Here is a 15,801-nt window from a genome sequence, read left to right on the forward strand (position 1 = left end):
TGCTCACCAGGGTGGGAAGGGAGACGTGGGTCACTGCGGCGCACCCCTTGATCACTTTACTCGCCGTTCACGTCGCGGACGGCGCATGTCCCACAGCGGCGCGGGTAACGTCCCGATCGGAAGGGCCGAAGGGCCCTGCCAGATGGATCGCCCGCGGAGAAAAGTGAAGATCGAAAAAGCTTTCGGGGAAGGAAAGATCGTGACCGCTGTGCTGGACCACGAGGACCTGGTTCGCAAGCTAGCCCAACCGGACGACTCGGAGGTGGCGAGCCTCGACGCGTGGTGGCGGGCGAACAACTATCTGACCATCGGCCAGATCTATCTGCAGGGCAACCCGCTGCTGCGTGAGCCGCTCAGGAACGAACACATCAAGCCGCGTCTGCTCGGGCACTGGGGGACCAGTCCGGGGTTGTCGTTCATCTACGCGCACGTGTCGCGGTTGATCAAGACGACCGGGCAGCAGGCGATCTATCTGGCCGGTCCGGGGCATGGTGGCCCGGCGCTGGTGGCGGCGGGTTATCTGGAGGGCACGTATTCGGAGGTGTATCCGAACGTCGGGTTGGACGAGGCCGGGATGCTGCGGTTGTTCCGGCAGTTCTCCAGTCCGGGTGGCATCCCGAGTCACGTGTCGGTGACCACGCCGGGTTCCATCCATGAGGGTGGTGAGCTGGGGTATGTGCTGGTGCACGCGTTCGGCGCGGTGATGGACAATCCGGATCTGCTGAGCATCGCGGTGGTCGGTGACGGTGAGGCCGAGACCGGTCCGCTGGAGGGCTCGTGGAAGGGCATCTCGTTCATCAACCCGGAGCACGACGGTGCGGTGCTGCCGATCCTGCATCTCAACGGCGCGAAGATCGCCGGTCCGACCGTGCTGTCGCGCAAGGACCCGGAGGAGGTCCGCAAGCTCCTCGAAGGCCACGGTTACGAGATCATCGAGGTCGGCGGCGACGACGTGCCCGGCATGCACTACCGGTTCGCGGCCGCGCTGGCCGAGGCGTGGGGCAAGATCAGGGCCATCCAGACCGCCGCGCGCAGTGGCCAGTGGGACGGCACGCGCCCGCAGTGGCCGTTGATCGTTCTGCGGACGCCGAAGGGGTGGACCGGTCCGGAGAAGATCGACGGGATCACGGTGACCGGGACGTGGCGGTCGCACCAGGTGCCGCTGTCGGGGGTGAAGGGTAATTCCGATCATCTGACCGAGTTGGAGAACTGGCTGCGGTCGTACCGGCCGGAGGAGTTGTTCGACGCGACCGGCGCGCCGGTGGAGCTGGTGCGGGCGTTGGCGCCGGAGGGTGATCTGCGGATGAGCGCGAGTCCGCATGCCAACGGGGGGTTGCTGACCCGGGATCTGGATCTGCCGGACTTCCGTGGTTATGCGGTCGAGGTGAAACGGCCGGCGCAGGGGCGGGCGGAGTCGACGCGCAGGCTCGGTGAGTTCATGCGGGACATCTACACCCGTAACCCGGATCGGTTCCGGTTGTTCTGCCCGGACGAGACCAACAGCAACCGGCTCGGCGCGGTGTTCGAGGTGTCCGACCGGGCGTTCATGGAGACCGTCACCGGCGAGGACGTGAAGATCAGCCGGTCCGGGCGGGTGATGGAGGTGCTCTCCGAGCACAACTGCCACGGCTGGCTGGAGGGCTACAACCTGACCGGCCGGCACGGCATGTTCGCCACCTACGAGGCGTTCGCGATGGTCAGCGCGTCGCAGACGATCCAGCACGGCAAGTGGCTGCAGGAGGCCTCGCACCTGCCGTGGCGGGCCAAGGTGCCGAGCCTGAACATCCTGCTGACCTCGACCGCGTGGCGTAACGACCACAACGGGTTCTCCCACCAGGGGCCGGGCCTGATCCAGAACGTGCTGACCCAGCGCGGTGACGTGGCCCGGGTCTACCTGCCGCCGGACGCCAACACCCTGCTGTCGGTCGCCGATCACTGCTTCCGGTCCCGGTCGTACATCAACCTGATCGTGATCGACAAGCAGCCGCAGCTGCAGTGGCTGGACATGGACCAGGCCATCGAGCACTGCACCAAGGGCGCCGGGATCTGGGAATGGGCCGGTACCGACGACGGCTCCAGCGACCCGGACATCGTGCTGGCCTGCGCCGGTGACGTGGTCACCATGGAGACCGTGGCCGCCGCGCGGATCCTGATGGAGAAACTGCCGCAGCTGAAGGTCCGCGTGGTCAACGTGGTCGACCTGATGACCCTGCCACGGCCGAAGGACCACCCGCACGGCATGAGCGAGACCATGTTCCGGGAACTGTTCACCGACCACGTCGACGTGGTCTTCTCCTTCCACGGCTACCCCGGCGCGATCCACCAGCTCGTGCACGGCCGGCCCGACGCCGACCGGTTCCGGGTGCGTGGCTTCATCGAACAGGGCACCACCACCACCCCGTTCGACATGACCGTCCGCAACCGCGCGTCCCGCTACCACCTGGTCATGGACGCCATCAACAACGCCAAACGCCTGCCCAGCGGCGCCTCCGAACTCAAAGCCTGGTGCGAAGCACAACTGGCCCGCCACGAAACCTACGTCGTCGAACACCTCGAGGACATGCCCGAGGTACGTGACTGGTCGCTGGAGGACTGGGCCGAGCGCTGATCCGCTAGAAGGTCGATCCGCCTCTTTGCCTAACGAAGTGTTGGGTCAAGGGGCGGATCCCCTTTTTTTCGACGCCGGGTGACGAGAAGGTGAAGGGCACACACCTACTCGACGTTGAGGAGGACCTCGGATGGTCGCTACGCTCAGCCCCTGGCCGACGACCCGGCAGGGATCGACCCGGCATCCCGTGCCCACGCTGCAGTACCTGCTGCGCTCGCACGGCCACACGGTCACCGTGGACGGCGTCTTCGGGGCGCAGACCGGCGACGCGGTCCGCGCCTACCAGCGCACCCGGGGCCTGCCCGACAACGGCATCGTCGGCGCGGAGACCTGGTTGGCGCTGATCGCCGAGGTCGGTCCCGGCGCGCAGGGCAACGCGGTCCGCGCCGTGCAGCACCGGTGTCGGCCGAGGGACTCCTCCGGCGCGACGCCGGACGGGACCTTCGGCCCGGCGACCGAGTCGGCGGTGCGGGCGTTCCAGCAGGCGGCGGGCCTGACCGCGGACGGGGTGGTCGGCCGGCAGACCTGGCAGGCCCTGATCGGTGGCGCCGAGCGGTTGCGGCGGGCCGGCTGACCCGCTCGGGAGACGGCGCCGTCGCGGCCGTGCGGCGGTGCTGTCCGCGGTTCCGGCGGTGCTGTCCGCGGTTCCGGCCCGCTGTTCGCGGTTCCGGCGGCGCGGCCCGCCGGTGACCGCTGGTCAGCGTGGGTGGCGGGACGCGGCCGCGGCGACCGGATCGAAGCCGAACGGCAGCTCCAGCCGGTGCCGGCGCATCAGGTCCCGGTCGGCCAGCAGCGTGACCGTCTCGCCGTCCGCCGCGATCCGCCCCGCGTCCAGGACCACCGAGCGCGGGCACAGCTCCAGGGCGTACGGCAGATCGTGGGTCACCATCAGCAGCGTCACCGGCAGCGACTCGAGGATCTCGGCCAGCTCCCGCCGGCTTGCCGGGTCCAGATTGGACGACGGCTCGTCGAGCACCAGGATCTCCGGGCGCATGGCCAGCACGGTCGCCACCGCGACCCGCCGCCGCTGCCCGAACGACAGGTGGTGCGGCACCTGATCGCGGTGCTCGGACATCCCCACGGCGGCCAGCGCCTCGTCCACCCGGGCGTCCAGTTCGGCGCCGCGCAGTCCGAGGTTGGCCGGGCCGAAGCCGACGTCCTCGGCGACCGTGGGCATGAAGAGCTGGTCGTCCGGGTCCTGGAAGACGATGCCGACCCGGCGGCGGATCTCGGCGATCCCGGCCCGGTCGGCGGGCGTCACCGGCAGCCCGGAAACCTCGACCGTCCCGCCGCCGCCGTGCAGGATGCCGTTGAGGTGCAGCACCAGGGTGGTCTTGCCGGCGCCGTTCGGGCCGAGCAGGGCGACCCGCCCGCCGGCGGGCACCGTCAGGTCGACGCCGCGCAGCGCCTCGCGGCCGTCCGGGTACGCGTAACGCAGCCCGGCGACGCGCAGGGCGGGCGGCCGGTCGGCGGGATCCGTCATGTCGATCATGGTAGGTGGCCGTCCGGTCAGGTCAGCAGGCCGGCGGCCAGCGCGATGCCGGCGGACAGCACGGGCAGCGTGGCGGAGAGCGCCCACTCCCGGGGCGGCGCGGGCCGGCCCGCCGGATGGGGGAGCCGGCCGGTGTAGCCACGCGACACCATCGCCAGGTAGACCCGCTCGCCACGTTCGTACGAGCGCAGGAACAGCGACCCCACGCCGACCGCGAACGCCTTCACCTGCCAGAGGAACCGCGGGTCGTAGCCGCGCGACAGCCGGGCGATCCGCATCCGCCGCGCGTCGTCGGCGAGCACGTCGAGGTAGCGCAGCATGAACGTGGCGATCTGGGTGAACACCGCCGGGACGCGCAGCCGGTCCAGGCCGATCAGCAGGTCGCGCATCGTCGTGGTGGCGGCCAGCAGCAGCGACGCCAGCACGCCCAGGGTGCCCTTGGCGAAGATGTTCCACGCGCCGTGCAGGCCCTCCACGGACAGCGACATGCCGAGCCAGTCCACCCGCTCGCCGTGCCCGAAGATCGGCAGAGCGACCGCGAGCAGCACGAACGGCAGCTCGATGGTGGCCCGTTTGAGCAGCCAGAGCACCGGCACCCGGGCCACCGCGGTGACCGCGGCCAGCAGCACGGCGTAGCCGCCGAAGGCCGCGAACTCCGCGGGCGGGGTGAGCACCACCACGACCGTGAACAGCAACACCGCCACGATCTTCACCTCGGGGGCCAGCCGGTGCAGCCGGCCCGCCCGGTCCAGGTAGAGCGGGTGGGCGTGTCCCGCCGCCACCTCAGCCGGCCTTCTGCTCGCGGCGGCGGACCAGCCAGAAGGCGCCCGCGCCGATGCCGAACGTGACAAGCACGCCGGTGGCCCCGGCCAGGCCGGTGGAGAGGTACGGATTGTCGATGCCCCGGATCCCGTAGTCGGCGAGCGGGCTGTCCCGCAGCTGGTGCGCCTGCTCCTGCCGGGCCATGCAGTGCCCGCCGGTGATCTCGCCGGCGGCGTCGAAGGTGCACCCCTCACGGGCGGCGGAGTCCAGGCCGTCCGGGCTGCCGGAGGCGAAGTTGCTGACCACGCCGGCCAGCAGCAGCGCGACCAGCAGGCCGCCGGCCAGGAACCAACCGAGCTTGCGGCTCATACGACGGTCTCCACCTCAGGCGTCAGGGCGGCGGGCTTGCGGAACCTGCGGAGCGCGTAGACCAGGTCGGGCCGGACCCGGGCCACGGTTGCGACGGTGGTCGCGGCGATCAGGCCCTCACCGACGCCGATCAGCACGTGGGTGCCGGCCAGCGTGCCGGAGACCCAGGGCAGCGACAGGTCGGTGGTGCCGCCCAGCGCGTACTCCAGCACGAAACCCTGCGAGGCGACGACGACGGAGACGACCGAGGCGGCGAAGGCGGCCGTGCCGAGCCCGCCCGGGTTCTTCGGCAGCACCCTCAGCAGGCCGGCGACCAGCAGATATCCGGCGGCGGTGCCGAGCAGTGCCATGTTGGTGATGTTCAGTCCGATGGCGGTCAGGCCGCCGTCGGCGAAGAGCAGGCACTGCACGACCAGCACGGTGGAGACGCACAGCGCGCCCACCCACGGCCCGACCAGGATGGCCGCGAGAGCACCGCCCAGCAGGTGCCCGGAGACGCCCGGCAGCACCTGGAAGTTGAGCATCTGGACGGCGAAGATGAACGCCGCCACCAGGCCGGCCATCGGGGCGAGCCGGTCGTCCAGGTCGGCCCGGGCCCGCCAGACGCAAACCGCCAACGCCGCCACCGCCACCGCCACGAACAGCGCGGAGACCGGACCGTTCACGATTCCGTTCGCGATGTGCATCGCGCGCACATCCATGACGCCTCCCCCTGCGGGCCGGAAGTCCCCGCGGGGTCAGCATATTAGCCAGCCGTAGCTGTTGCACATCCTTGGCAACTAGGTCTTGTCATGATCGTTGTCACCGCGCACGCCGACGACCCGCCCGGGCCTGCGCCCCGGGCGGGTGGTGGCCCCGCCGATCGTCCGGCCTCAGCCGGCCAGCACGTCCTCGACCGGCCGCCGCGGCGCCTGCTGACCCGGACGGCCATATCCGATCCGCAGCGCGATCTGCGGGAACCCGGTACGCCCCAGCGACCGCCGCAGCTGGTCGCGGGCCGCCGGCACCTCGATCGGCTGGGAGATCATCGAGCAGGCCAGCCCGGCGTCGGTGACGGTCAGCAGCACCCGCTGCATCGCCTGCCCGGCCTGCACCTGGTCGAGCCGCCGGTCGCCGGCCGTGCCCAGGATGCCGACCAGCGGCTCCGGCTCGTAGTCCCGGCCCGGCGCGCGCCGCCGGTCGGTGAACGCCCGCTGCGGGATCAGATCCTGGTGCTCGCCGACCACGGCGCCGGCGTACGCCGGGACGCCGTCCGGCGCATCCTCGGTGTCGGTCCAGGTGATCAACTCGGCCTGGTACCGCTCGTTGCGGCGCAGCACCCGGTCGGCGCTGTGCGCGATCTCCGAGAACCCGGTCAGCGCCGTCATCCCGACCAGCAGGTCCAGCCAGGCGTTCTCGGCACGGGCCGCCTCGATCAGCCGGACCCGGGCGTCCGGCGGCACCGGGTCGGGCCAGAACGGGTCGCGGTTGCTGTGCCGGCGCTCGATCGCCGCGTACAGATCACGTTCCGGATACGTCGGCGGCCGGTGCCGCCCCGGCCTCAGCCGGGCCATCACGTCCGGATCCCCGGGCTCCGGCAGCAACGTCACCTCGGCCGGGGTGCCGGCCCAGGCCAGCGCCAGCCGGGCGTTGAGAGTGGCAGCGCCACAGGCCAGGCGCAACGCCCAGCCGCTCTGGTCGGCGACGCTGAGCTGACGGACCGGATCGGCCACCACCTCGATGGCACCGTCGCGCAGCCGGAAGACCCACGGCTGGGTGTTGTGCATCGAGGGCGCCTGGATCCCGGCCGCTGCCGCGCGCCGCAGGTCTGACTCGTCGTAGCCGTTCACACCGTCCAAGGTGCCTCGCGAGCCGCCCGGCGGGCAGGGCCGAAAGTCCTGCGCGCCGGGGATATGAAGTCAGCTCGGCAGGGGGACCTGCCAGGTCAGCCGGGTGCCGCCGTCCGCGGCCGGGCCGATCTCGAACGCGCCGCCCAGGTCGTTGGCGCGCTCACCCATGTTCACCACGCCGCCCCGCGCCAGCGACGGGTCGATGCCGACACCGTCGTCGCGGACCTGGAGGCGCAGCAGCCCGTCGGCGACCCGGACCGAGACGCGGGCGTGCTGCGCCCGCGCGTGCCGCGCGACGTTCGCCAGCGCCTCGCGCAGCACGGCCAGCAGTTCCGGTACGACGTCGTCCGGCACCGCGCTGTCCACCGGCCCGGACGTCTCCAGATCCGGCCGGAAGCCCAGCGTGGCCTCGGCCTCCTCGACCGCCTTGCGCAGCTCGCCGCGCAGCGACGGGCCGACCGGCGCGCGCAACTCGAAGATCGACCGCCGGATGTCGCGGATCGTCGCGTCCAGGTCGTCGACCGCGCTGTTGATCCGTTTCGCCACCTCGGGCTTCACCGTGTGCGGCCCGACCGCGCTCTGCAGGTGCATCCCGGTCGCGAACAGCCGCTGGATCACCACGTCGTGCAGGTCCCGGGCGATCCGCTCGCGGTCCTCCAGCACCGCCAGCAGCTCCCGCTCCTCCTGGGCGCGGGCCCGCTCCAGCGCCAGCGCGGCCTGCCCGGCGAACGTCGACAGCAGCACCGGGTCCTCACCCGCGCCGAGCGCCGCCTGCGTGGCCGACTGCGAGACGATCAGCACACCCTGCGGGCTGTCCGTCCCGGCCAGCGGCGCGGCCAGCGCCGGGCCGGACGGAACCGGGCCGGGCCACTCGGCGGCCGCGCGCAGGTCGTCCAGCTGCCGGTACCGGTCGAGGCCGAAGTCACGCACCACCGGGCTGTCCGCCGGCAGCACCTTGCCGGTCAGCTCGTCGCTGGCCGGGTCGGCGCCGTCGGCCACCTCGATCCGGTACCGGGCGTTCTCCTCCTCGTGCAGCAGCAGCAGCACCAGCTCGGCGCCGGCCACCTCACGGGCCCGGCGGGCGATCAGCCGCAACGCCTCGGTGCGGTGCACGGTGCCCAGCAGCACGCCGGTGATCTCGGCGGCCGCGGCCAGCCAGGCCTCCCGCCGCTGAGCCAGCTCGTAGAGCCGGGCGTTGTCGATCGCCACGCCCGCCGCGGCGGCCAGCGCCACCACGATCTCCTCGTCGTCCTCGCTGAACTCGGCGGCGCCCTGCTTCTCGGCCAGGTAGAGGTTGCCGAAGACGTGGTCGCGGGTGCGCACCGGCACGCCGAGGAAGCTGTGCATCGGCGGGTGGTTCGGCGGGAAACCGTACGACCGGGGGTGCTTGCGGATGTCCGACAGCCGCACCGGCTTCGGCTCGGTGATCAGCAGGCCGAGCACGCCCCGGCCGTGCGGCAGATCGCCGATCTTGGCGTGCACCGCGGGGTCGATGCCGTGCGTGATGAAGTCGGAGAGGCTGCCCTGATCGGGCCCGAGCACGCCGAGCGCGCCGTACCGCGCGCCGGCCAGCGCGCACGCGGCCTCCACGATCCGCTGCAACGTGCTGCGCAGATCCAGGTCCGAACCGATGCCGACCACCGCGTCCAGCAGCGCCCGCAGACGCTCGCGGCTGTTCACCACGTCGCCGACCCGGTCGAGCATCTCCTGCAGCAGCTCGTCCAGCCGGAGCCGGGACAGAGGGCTCAGACCCAGTGAGGGGGTAGATCCTTCGGCCACGGCAAAAGGGTATCCGGTGCCCGTCCCGGGCGACGCGGGACCTATGACCCTGTGTGCCCGGGCCGGCCGGGGGATAAAAATAAGACATGATCCGAGTCTTTCTCCTCGACGACCACGAGGTCGTCCGCCGTGGCCTGATCGACCTGCTCCAGTCCGGTGGCGACATCGAGGTGGTGGGCGAGTCCGGCTCCGCGCGCGAGGCGGCGGCGCGTATCCCCGCGCTGCGGCCGGACGTGGCGGTGCTGGACGCGCGGCTGCCCGACGGCAACGGCATCGACGTGTGCCGGGATGTGCGCGCGGTGGACTCGACGATCAAGGGATTGATCCTCACCTCGTACGAGGACGACGAGGCGCTGTTCGCGGCGATCATGGCGGGCGCCTCCGGGTACGTGCTCAAGCAGATCCGCGGCACCGACCTGCTCGACGCGGTGCGCCGGGTGGCCAGCGGCCAGTCGCTGCTCGACCCGGCCGTCACCCAGCGCGTGCTGGAGCGCATCCGCAACGGCGTGGAACAGCCGCGGGAGCTGGCCGGGCTCACCGACCAGGAGCGGCGGATCCTCGAATTCGTCGCCGAGGGGCTGACCAACCGGGAGATCGCCGGCCGGATGTTCCTCGCCGAGAAGACCGTGAAGAACTACGTCTCCAGCCTGCTGGCCAAGCTCGGGCTGGAGCGGCGCACCCAGGCCGCCGTCCTGGCCACCAAGCTGCTCGGGCACTGAACTTGTGGCTTCTCTCCGCTCGGCGGGCATGTCGCCCCGTTGACTCGATGCCGAGGGCCCGGAGAACGACCACGCTTCGATCTCCGGGCCCTCGGCATCGCCGGGCGAAATGCGCCGGGGTTGCGGTCCGACCGTGCGGGGGGACGGGGTTGCGCAGGCTGCGGTTCTCGGGGGACCGCGTGCGAGTGCTCCGGGTCCGGCGGGGCGGAGCCGCCGGTCCGCTCCGCGGCGGCGGGGCGGGCCCGCTCACCCGGTGGTGGGGCGTAGCGGGAGGCGGACGGTGGCTATCGTGCCGCTTGGCTTGCCGGCGCCCAGGGTGATGGTGCCGCCGTGCAGTTCGATGATGGCGCGGCTCAGGGCCAGGCCGAGGCCGGCGCCCGGGATACCGCTGTGCCGGGCGTTGGTGGCGCGGTAGAGCCGGGCGAAGAGCCGGTTCCGTTCGCCCTCCGGGATCCCCATCCCGGCGTCCGCGACGGTGAGGACCGCGGCGTCTTCGTCCGCGGTGAGGGTGACCGTGACCGTGGAGTCGGCCGGGCTGTACTGCACCGCGTTGCCGATCAGGTTCTCCGCGACCTGCCGCAGCCGCGCCTGGTCGCCCGGGATCTCCAGCCGGTCCGGCAGGACGGTCCGCACCCGCGGGTGCGGACGGCCGCTCTCCGCGGTCACCGTGGCCACCGCCGCGTGCAGCACCGCGGCCAGATCCACGGTGCCGACGGTCAGGCCCGCGTGCCCGGACTCCAGCGCGGACAGGTCCAGCAGCCGCTCCACCAGCGTGCGCAGCCGCGCGTTGTTGCGCTCGATCACCGCGAGCAGGTCGCGCACCTCGCCGATCGTGGTGTCGTCACCGGACTCGGCGATCAGGTCGGTGTACGTGGCGATCGAGGTCAGCGGCGTGCGCAACTCGTGCCCGACCAGCGCGATGTACTCGCCGATGCTGGCCGCCAGCTGATTCGCCAGCTCGTCCGAGCGGCGCCGCTCCAGGTACGCCCCCAGCAGCCCGGCGATCCCGGTCAGCAGCACCGCCAGGGCCGGCTCCGGGTCCTGCCGATCCGGGGTGAAGAAGGTGAGCACCCCGAACACCTGCTCGGCGCTGAGCACCGGCACCGCGCCGGCCGCGCGATATCCGGTCCCGGCCGCCACGTACGGCAGCATCGGCGAGTCCGGCGCCTGGATGTCCGGCACGAAGATCGCCTCGCCGCGCTCCCAGCACAGCCCGGCCAGCCCCTGCCCGCGTTCCATGACGGCCGGCAGCGGCGCGGCCCGGGCGCCCGGCGCGCTGTGCGTCACCGCCGGCCGCAGCCGCCCGGACACCTCGTCGACCAGCCACAACCGCAGGTACGGCCAGTCCAGGCAGGTGGACAGGCTGCGCAGCACGGCCGCCCCGGCCTGCTTGATGTCCGGCGCGTGCACCAGCGCCTGCAGCACCTCGGCCTTGCACCGCTCGTACCGCCCCTGCAGGTGGTCGCCGGTGATGTCGTGCACCGCGGCGACCGCGCCGAGCACCGTCCCGGCGGTGTCCCGCACCGGTCGCGCGTTGATCACGAACCACCGGGACCGGTGCTGCGGGTCGCAGGCGCGCAGGTCGGCGTGGTACACCCGCTCGCCGCGCCGGGCCCGCTCCAGCGGCACCTCGTCGGGCTCCAGCGGGGTGCCGTCGTGGTGGCGCAGCTGGAACCGGGCCGGCCACTCCCGCGCCGGCAGGGTCGCGCACTCGTCGCCGAAGAAGTCGCGGACCGCCTGGTTGACGAAGATGGTCCGGCCCTCGTGGTCGCAGGCCATCGCGCCGACGTCCAGGCACCGCGTCAGCTCGGCCAGGAACGGGTCGTCCGGCGGCAGCGGCAGGCACTGGCGCAGGGTCTCGGTGAGTTCCTTGACGCGGAACGGCTTGGGCACCACGGCGGCGGCGCCGGCCTCGGTGAGCCGCCGGTCGCCGGGTGGCAGGTAACCGGTGATCAGGACCACCGGGACGTCCGCGGTGGCCGGATCCGCGCGCAGCGCCCGGCACATGCGTACGCCGTCCAGCTGCGGCATGTCGACATCGGCGACGATGAGGTCGAACCGGTCGGCCAGGGCGGCGGCGAGCCCGGCCCGGCCGTCACCGGCGACGGTCGCCTCGTGGCCGAGCCGCCGGACGATCTCGGCGAGCACCGCCTGATGTTCCGGGTTGTCCTCGACGACCAGCACCGCTGCCATGGCCGTACTCTAGAGCGACATAATCTTTCACAAGCGGTAAAAAGTGACAATAGACTCGCCCAGGTTTCGCGAACGGCGAGGGCGGGGTACTGTCCGGCCGCATATCGGCGACTCCCGGGAACAGGCATGAACGACTGCACCGAGCGGCGGCCGGCCGCACCGGAAGACGGCCTCGCGGATGCGGCCCAGGGCGCCGCCCCGGAGGCGGGCTGCAGATGAGCGCGCTCACCGCCCACCTTGACGTGCCCCTCAACCAGGGTGCCCCCGGCACCGCCCGGCGCGCGGTCGTCGCCGTCCTTCTCGGCTGGGGGTTCCGCGATCCGGAATGGCTCGACGCGGCCGCCGTGGTGGTCAGCGAGCTCGTCACCAACGCGGTCCGGCACGGTGGCGGCTGCGTCGCGCTGCACGTCGAGGCGCACGGCGAGCGCGTGATGGTCTCGGTCGCCGACGGATCCTCGGTGGTGCCCCGCCGCCGCGACCCGGACGACGTGGGCGGCCGGGGGATCGCGCTGATCGAGGCCCTGTCGGCCGGCTGGACGGTGCACAACCACGAGGGCGGCAAGCAGGTGCGGGTGCGGTTGCACCCGTGCCCGGGCGCGACCGCGGCGGAGTCCGGCACGAGCCGGGAGGACGCCGCATGAGGATCGTCCGGTACGACGGCCCGGACCTGACCCGGCTGGCCTTCCACGGTGAACTGGACCTGGCCACCGCGGACCGGGTGCAGGAGCAGGTGGCCGCGGCGCTGGCCGCCGGACCGCCCCGCCGGCTGGTGCTCGACGTGTCCGCGCTGACCTTCTGCGACTCCTCGGGCATCGACGCGCTGCTCAACGCCCGCGCGTGCGCCCGGGCCCGCGGCGTGGCCTGCCAGGTGGTCGGCGCGCACGGCATCGTGCGCCGGTCGATGGCCGCCACCGGCGTCCTCGCCCTGCTCACCGCCGGCTGACCCCGGGCCCGCTCCCGCGCGACCGGGACCGGCACGGTGGGCCCGCGGCCGGGACCGGCACGGTGCGACCGGGACCGGGACCGGGACGGTGGGCCCGCGACCGGGACCGGCACGGTGCGCCGCGGTCGCGCCGCCTCGACCGGCCGGGACCCGCGCCGCATGTGGGCGGGTGACCGCGGACGGGGGTGGACCGGCGTACCGGGAAGGGTCTCAGACGCGGAAGCGGCGGACCGCCGAGCGCAGCTGCTCCGCCAGGGTCTCCAGGTCCGCGGCGGTGCTGGCCGCCTGGCCCGCCGCCGCGCGGCTGGTCGCGGTGCTGTGCGCGACGCTGGCGATGTTGCCGGCGATGTCGGTGGCGCCGGCCGCCGCCTCGCTGACCCCGCGGCTCATCTCGGTCGTGGTGGCGCTCTGCTCCTCGACCGCCGACGCGATCGTGGTCTGGAAGTCGCTGATCTGCTCGATGATCCGGCTGATCTCGTCGATCGCGGTGACCGCCTGCCCGGTGTCGTTCTGGATCGCCGCGATCTGCTGGGAGATCTGCTCGGTGGCCCGCGCGGTCTCCTGCGCCAGGTCCTTCACCTCGCTGGCCACGACCGCGAAGCCCTTGCCCGCCTCGCCGGCGCGGGCCGCCTCGATGGTGGCGTTCAGGGCCAGCAGGTTGGTCTGCGCGGCGATCGTGGTGATCACGTCGATCACGTCGCCGATCTGCGCGGACGAGTCGCCGAGCCGGTTGATGGTGGCGCTGGTGGCCCGAGCGGCGGCGACCGCCTCCGAGGCGACCTGGGCGGCCTCCCCGGCGTTGCGGGAGATCTCGCTGATCGCCGAGCCCATCTCCTCGGTACCGGCCGCCACCGTCTGCACGTTGCCGGACACCCCGGTGGCGGTCGCGGCGGCCAGCCCGGCCTGCTGGTCCGCCTCGGCCACCGCGTCGGCGATGTCGTGGCTGATCCGGCGCATCGTCTCGGACGCGTCGGTCAGCCGGCCGCCGCTCTCGGCGATCTCCACGACGGTGGTGCGGATGCCGGCGACCGCCTCGTCGACCGCCCGGCCCATCACCGCGATCTCGTCGGAGCCGGTGGTGTCGGCCCGGGCGGTCAGATCGCCGCCGGCCATCGCCTGCAGGGTCTGCACCAGCCGGGCAACCGGGCGTGTCACGCTGCGGGTGACCAGCACGGTGAGCAGCACCGCGGCCGCCACGGCCACCAGGAAAGCGATGATCATCGTGGTCCGGGCGGTGGCCGCGTGGCTGCGCGCGGTGCGGGTCGCGGTCTCGGCCCGCCCGCTGACCGAGGCGACCAGGTTTTCGGTGGCCTCGACAATCTTGAAGTAGATGTCGTATCCGGGCCCTAGGATGATCTTGTTGCCGCCCGGGATGTCGCCCCGCCCGAACGTGGCGGCCGCCTGGTCGTCGATCCGGAAGTAGTCGTCCCAGCTGGCGAGCAGGGCGTCGAAACTCGTGCGCTCCGCCGCCGTCATCGAGCCGGTGTCGGTGGCGTCCAGCAGGTCCAGGAGCTTCTTCTTGTCGGCGAGGAAGCCGGCCCGGTTGTCGCTGGCCGGGTCGACGGCGACCTTCGGGCCCAGCCGGTACGCGTCCCAGGCGTAGGCCACCTGCCAGCCGGAGATGTCCGCGTCGTAGTACTTCTGCTCGTCCACCTGGTGCAACAGCCGCTGCAGCCGCTGGACCTGCGCCGCCGAGTCGGACTGGCGGTTCAGGGCGACCGCGCCGATCGCGACCGCCACCCCGAGCAGGGCCAGTACCACGGCGAACGCCGCCGACAGGCGGCCGGCCAAGCGCAGACGTCGCAAGATCGGCATGATGAACCCCCCGCTCGGGCGACCGTTTCCTAGATCAGCAGACCACGGTCATCCGGGCGATGGTGCCCTTTCCGGAACCCTCCGAGGCGACGGTGAGTGTGCCCTCGTGCGCCGTCATGATCCGGTGGGCGATGCTCAGCCCCAGGCCGACGCCGGGAACGGCCTGTTCCCGGGCGAAACGACCGCGGTAGAACCGCTCGATCACGTGCGGCAGTTCGTCGGCCGGGATGCCGGCGCCGTCGTCGACCACGTCCAGCCCGAACTCGTCGATCCGGACCCGGACCGTCGAGCCGGCCGGGCTGAACAGCACGCCGTTGCGGACCAGGTGCTCGGCGGCCTGGCTGAGCCGGGTGAGGTCGCCGGGCACCGGGAAGCCGTCCGGCCCGTCGAGCGTCTCCAGCCGCAGCGTCACGCCGCGCTGCGCGGCCTGCGCCTGGCAGGCGGCGAGGGCCGTCTCGGCGACCGTGACCAGGTCGGTCTGCGCCCGCAGCAGCGGCAGCGGCGTGCCGGCGGGCCGGGTTCCGGCCAGCAGGTGGTCGACCATCCGGACCAGCCGTTCGCCGTTGCGCTGGATCGGTTCCAGCATCCTGCGGTACGGCGCCAGCTCGTCGTTCTCCACCAGCAGCTCCAGGTAGCCCTGGATGGTGGTGACCGGGGTGCGCAGCTCGTGCGACACGGTGGCGACGAAGTCCTCCTCCCGGCTGATCGCCCGGGTCAGCTCGTCACCGATCTCGGCCAGCAGCAGCCGGGCGCGGATCGCGGACAGGTGTCCGGCGGCCTGGCCGGCCATCGTGTGCAGCAGATCGAGCTGCCGGTCACCGGCTTCCCGCGGCTCGTCGTCGAGCACGCACACGGTGCCGAGCAGGAAGCCGTCCTCGTCCAGCAGCGGCACCCCGGCGTAGAACCGCAGGTTCGGCCAGCCCCGCACGTCGTCCCACGTCCGGTAGACCGGGTGGGCCGAGGCGTCCCGCACCACCAGCGGCGCCCGGCGCTGCACCACGGCCGCGCAGAACGACGCGTCCAGCGCGGCGCCCGCGGCCGGCATGCCGGTGTTGCCGGCGAACCAGCACCGGTCGCCGGCGACCAGCGTCACCGTGGACATCGCGGTCTCGAAGACCGAGCTGGCCAGCCGGGTCAGCTCGTCGAGGACGACCGGGCGGGGCGCGTCCAGCAACTGGTAGCTGTGCACCGCGGCCAGGCGCGCTTCATCGCCGACTGCGCTCATCTGCATCCGTCTCCCCGGGCCGCCGGCGGATTCTCCACCGTACGGCAGCTGACTTCGGCGGTCGGCG

At 72.5% G+C, this 15,801-nt stretch carries 14 protein-coding genes; 5 read left to right on the forward strand and 9 right to left on the reverse strand.

Features of this window, described 5'->3' with window-relative positions; all coding sequences use genetic code 11:
- The first annotated feature begins 199 nt into the window (after positions 1-199).
- Positions 200-2,608, forward strand: coding sequence for a phosphoketolase family protein (locus ACTEI_RS11550; RefSeq protein WP_122977650.1), 2,409 nt, complete (start codon positions 200-202; stop codon positions 2,606-2,608).
- 130 nt (positions 2,609-2,738) lie between these two features.
- The gene (locus ACTEI_RS11555) at positions 2,739-3,182 is read left to right on the forward strand and encodes a peptidoglycan-binding domain-containing protein (RefSeq protein ID WP_122977651.1); all 444 of its coding nucleotides are present in this window, start codon (positions 2,739-2,741) and stop codon (positions 3,180-3,182) included.
- Positions 3,183-3,305: 123 nt separating this feature from the next.
- Here ACTEI_RS11555 and ACTEI_RS11560 read toward each other — a convergent pair whose 3' ends face one another.
- The 6 genes from ACTEI_RS11560 to ACTEI_RS11585 form a co-directional block, all read right to left on the reverse strand.
- Complete coding sequence (locus ACTEI_RS11560) at positions 3,306-4,091, reverse strand: energy-coupling factor ABC transporter ATP-binding protein (protein WP_122982078.1); 786 nt, start codon at positions 4,089-4,091, stop codon at positions 3,306-3,308.
- Between the two features lie 26 nt (positions 4,092-4,117).
- Positions 4,118-4,882 (reverse strand): cobalt ECF transporter T component CbiQ, encoded by a 765-nt coding sequence (cbiQ, locus tag ACTEI_RS11565; protein ID WP_122977652.1) that lies wholly within the window; start codon positions 4,880-4,882, stop codon positions 4,118-4,120.
- A 1-nt stretch (position 4,883) separates the two neighbouring features.
- Complete coding sequence (locus tag ACTEI_RS11570) at positions 4,884-5,231, reverse strand: PDGLE domain-containing protein (protein WP_122977653.1); 348 nt, start codon at positions 5,229-5,231, stop codon at positions 4,884-4,886.
- Positions 5,228-5,932: an energy-coupling factor ABC transporter permease gene (locus ACTEI_RS11575; protein WP_122977654.1), complete on the reverse strand. Its 705-nt coding sequence runs from the start codon at positions 5,930-5,932 to the stop codon at positions 5,228-5,230. Before ACTEI_RS11575 ends, ACTEI_RS11570 begins: the two co-directional genes overlap by 4 nt.
- A 171-nt stretch (positions 5,933-6,103) precedes the next feature.
- Positions 6,104-7,060, reverse strand: a complete 957-nt coding sequence (locus ACTEI_RS11580) for an Acg family FMN-binding oxidoreductase (protein WP_187645972.1) — start codon at positions 7,058-7,060, stop codon at positions 6,104-6,106.
- Positions 7,061-7,129: 69 nt separating this feature from the next.
- A complete protein-coding gene (locus tag ACTEI_RS11585; protein ID WP_122982080.1) occupies positions 7,130-8,764 on the reverse strand; it encodes a GAF domain-containing sensor histidine kinase in 1,635 nt (544 codons plus the stop codon).
- A 161-nt stretch (positions 8,765-8,925) separates the two neighbouring features.
- On the opposite strand from ACTEI_RS11585, the gene ACTEI_RS11590 reads away from it, so the two are divergent.
- Entirely contained in the window at positions 8,926-9,558 is a 633-nt protein-coding gene (locus ACTEI_RS11590) for a response regulator (RefSeq protein WP_122977655.1), read from the forward strand.
- A gap of 246 nt (positions 9,559-9,804) precedes the next feature.
- Here the strand turns inward: ACTEI_RS11590 and ACTEI_RS11595 are convergent, their stop codons facing one another.
- A complete protein-coding gene (locus ACTEI_RS11595; protein ID WP_122977656.1) occupies positions 9,805-11,751 on the reverse strand; it encodes a hybrid sensor histidine kinase/response regulator in 1,947 nt (648 codons plus the stop codon).
- A 215-nt stretch (positions 11,752-11,966) separates the two neighbouring features.
- Here ACTEI_RS11595 and ACTEI_RS11600 point away from each other — a divergent pair, with 215 nt between their 5' ends.
- A complete protein-coding gene (locus ACTEI_RS11600) occupies positions 11,967-12,392 on the forward strand; it encodes an ATP-binding protein (RefSeq protein WP_122977657.1) in 426 nt (141 codons plus the stop codon).
- Positions 12,389-12,694: an STAS domain-containing protein gene (locus ACTEI_RS11605; protein WP_122977658.1), complete on the forward strand. Its 306-nt coding sequence runs from the start codon at positions 12,389-12,391 to the stop codon at positions 12,692-12,694. The genes ACTEI_RS11600 and ACTEI_RS11605 overlap by 4 nt, the downstream gene beginning before the upstream one ends.
- 210 nt (positions 12,695-12,904) lie before the next feature.
- Here the strand turns inward: ACTEI_RS11605 and ACTEI_RS11610 are convergent, their stop codons facing one another.
- Entirely contained in the window at positions 12,905-14,509 is a 1,605-nt protein-coding gene (locus tag ACTEI_RS11610; protein WP_122977659.1) for a methyl-accepting chemotaxis protein, read from the reverse strand.
- A gap of 34 nt (positions 14,510-14,543) precedes the next feature.
- A complete protein-coding gene (locus ACTEI_RS11615; RefSeq protein ID WP_122982081.1) occupies positions 14,544-15,734 on the reverse strand; it encodes a sensor histidine kinase in 1,191 nt (396 codons plus the stop codon).
- Positions 15,735-15,801: the final 67 nt, after the last annotated feature.

The organism is Actinoplanes teichomyceticus ATCC 31121, from assembly GCF_003711105.1.
Classification (GTDB): domain Bacteria; phylum Actinomycetota; class Actinomycetes; order Mycobacteriales; family Micromonosporaceae; genus Actinoplanes; species Actinoplanes teichomyceticus.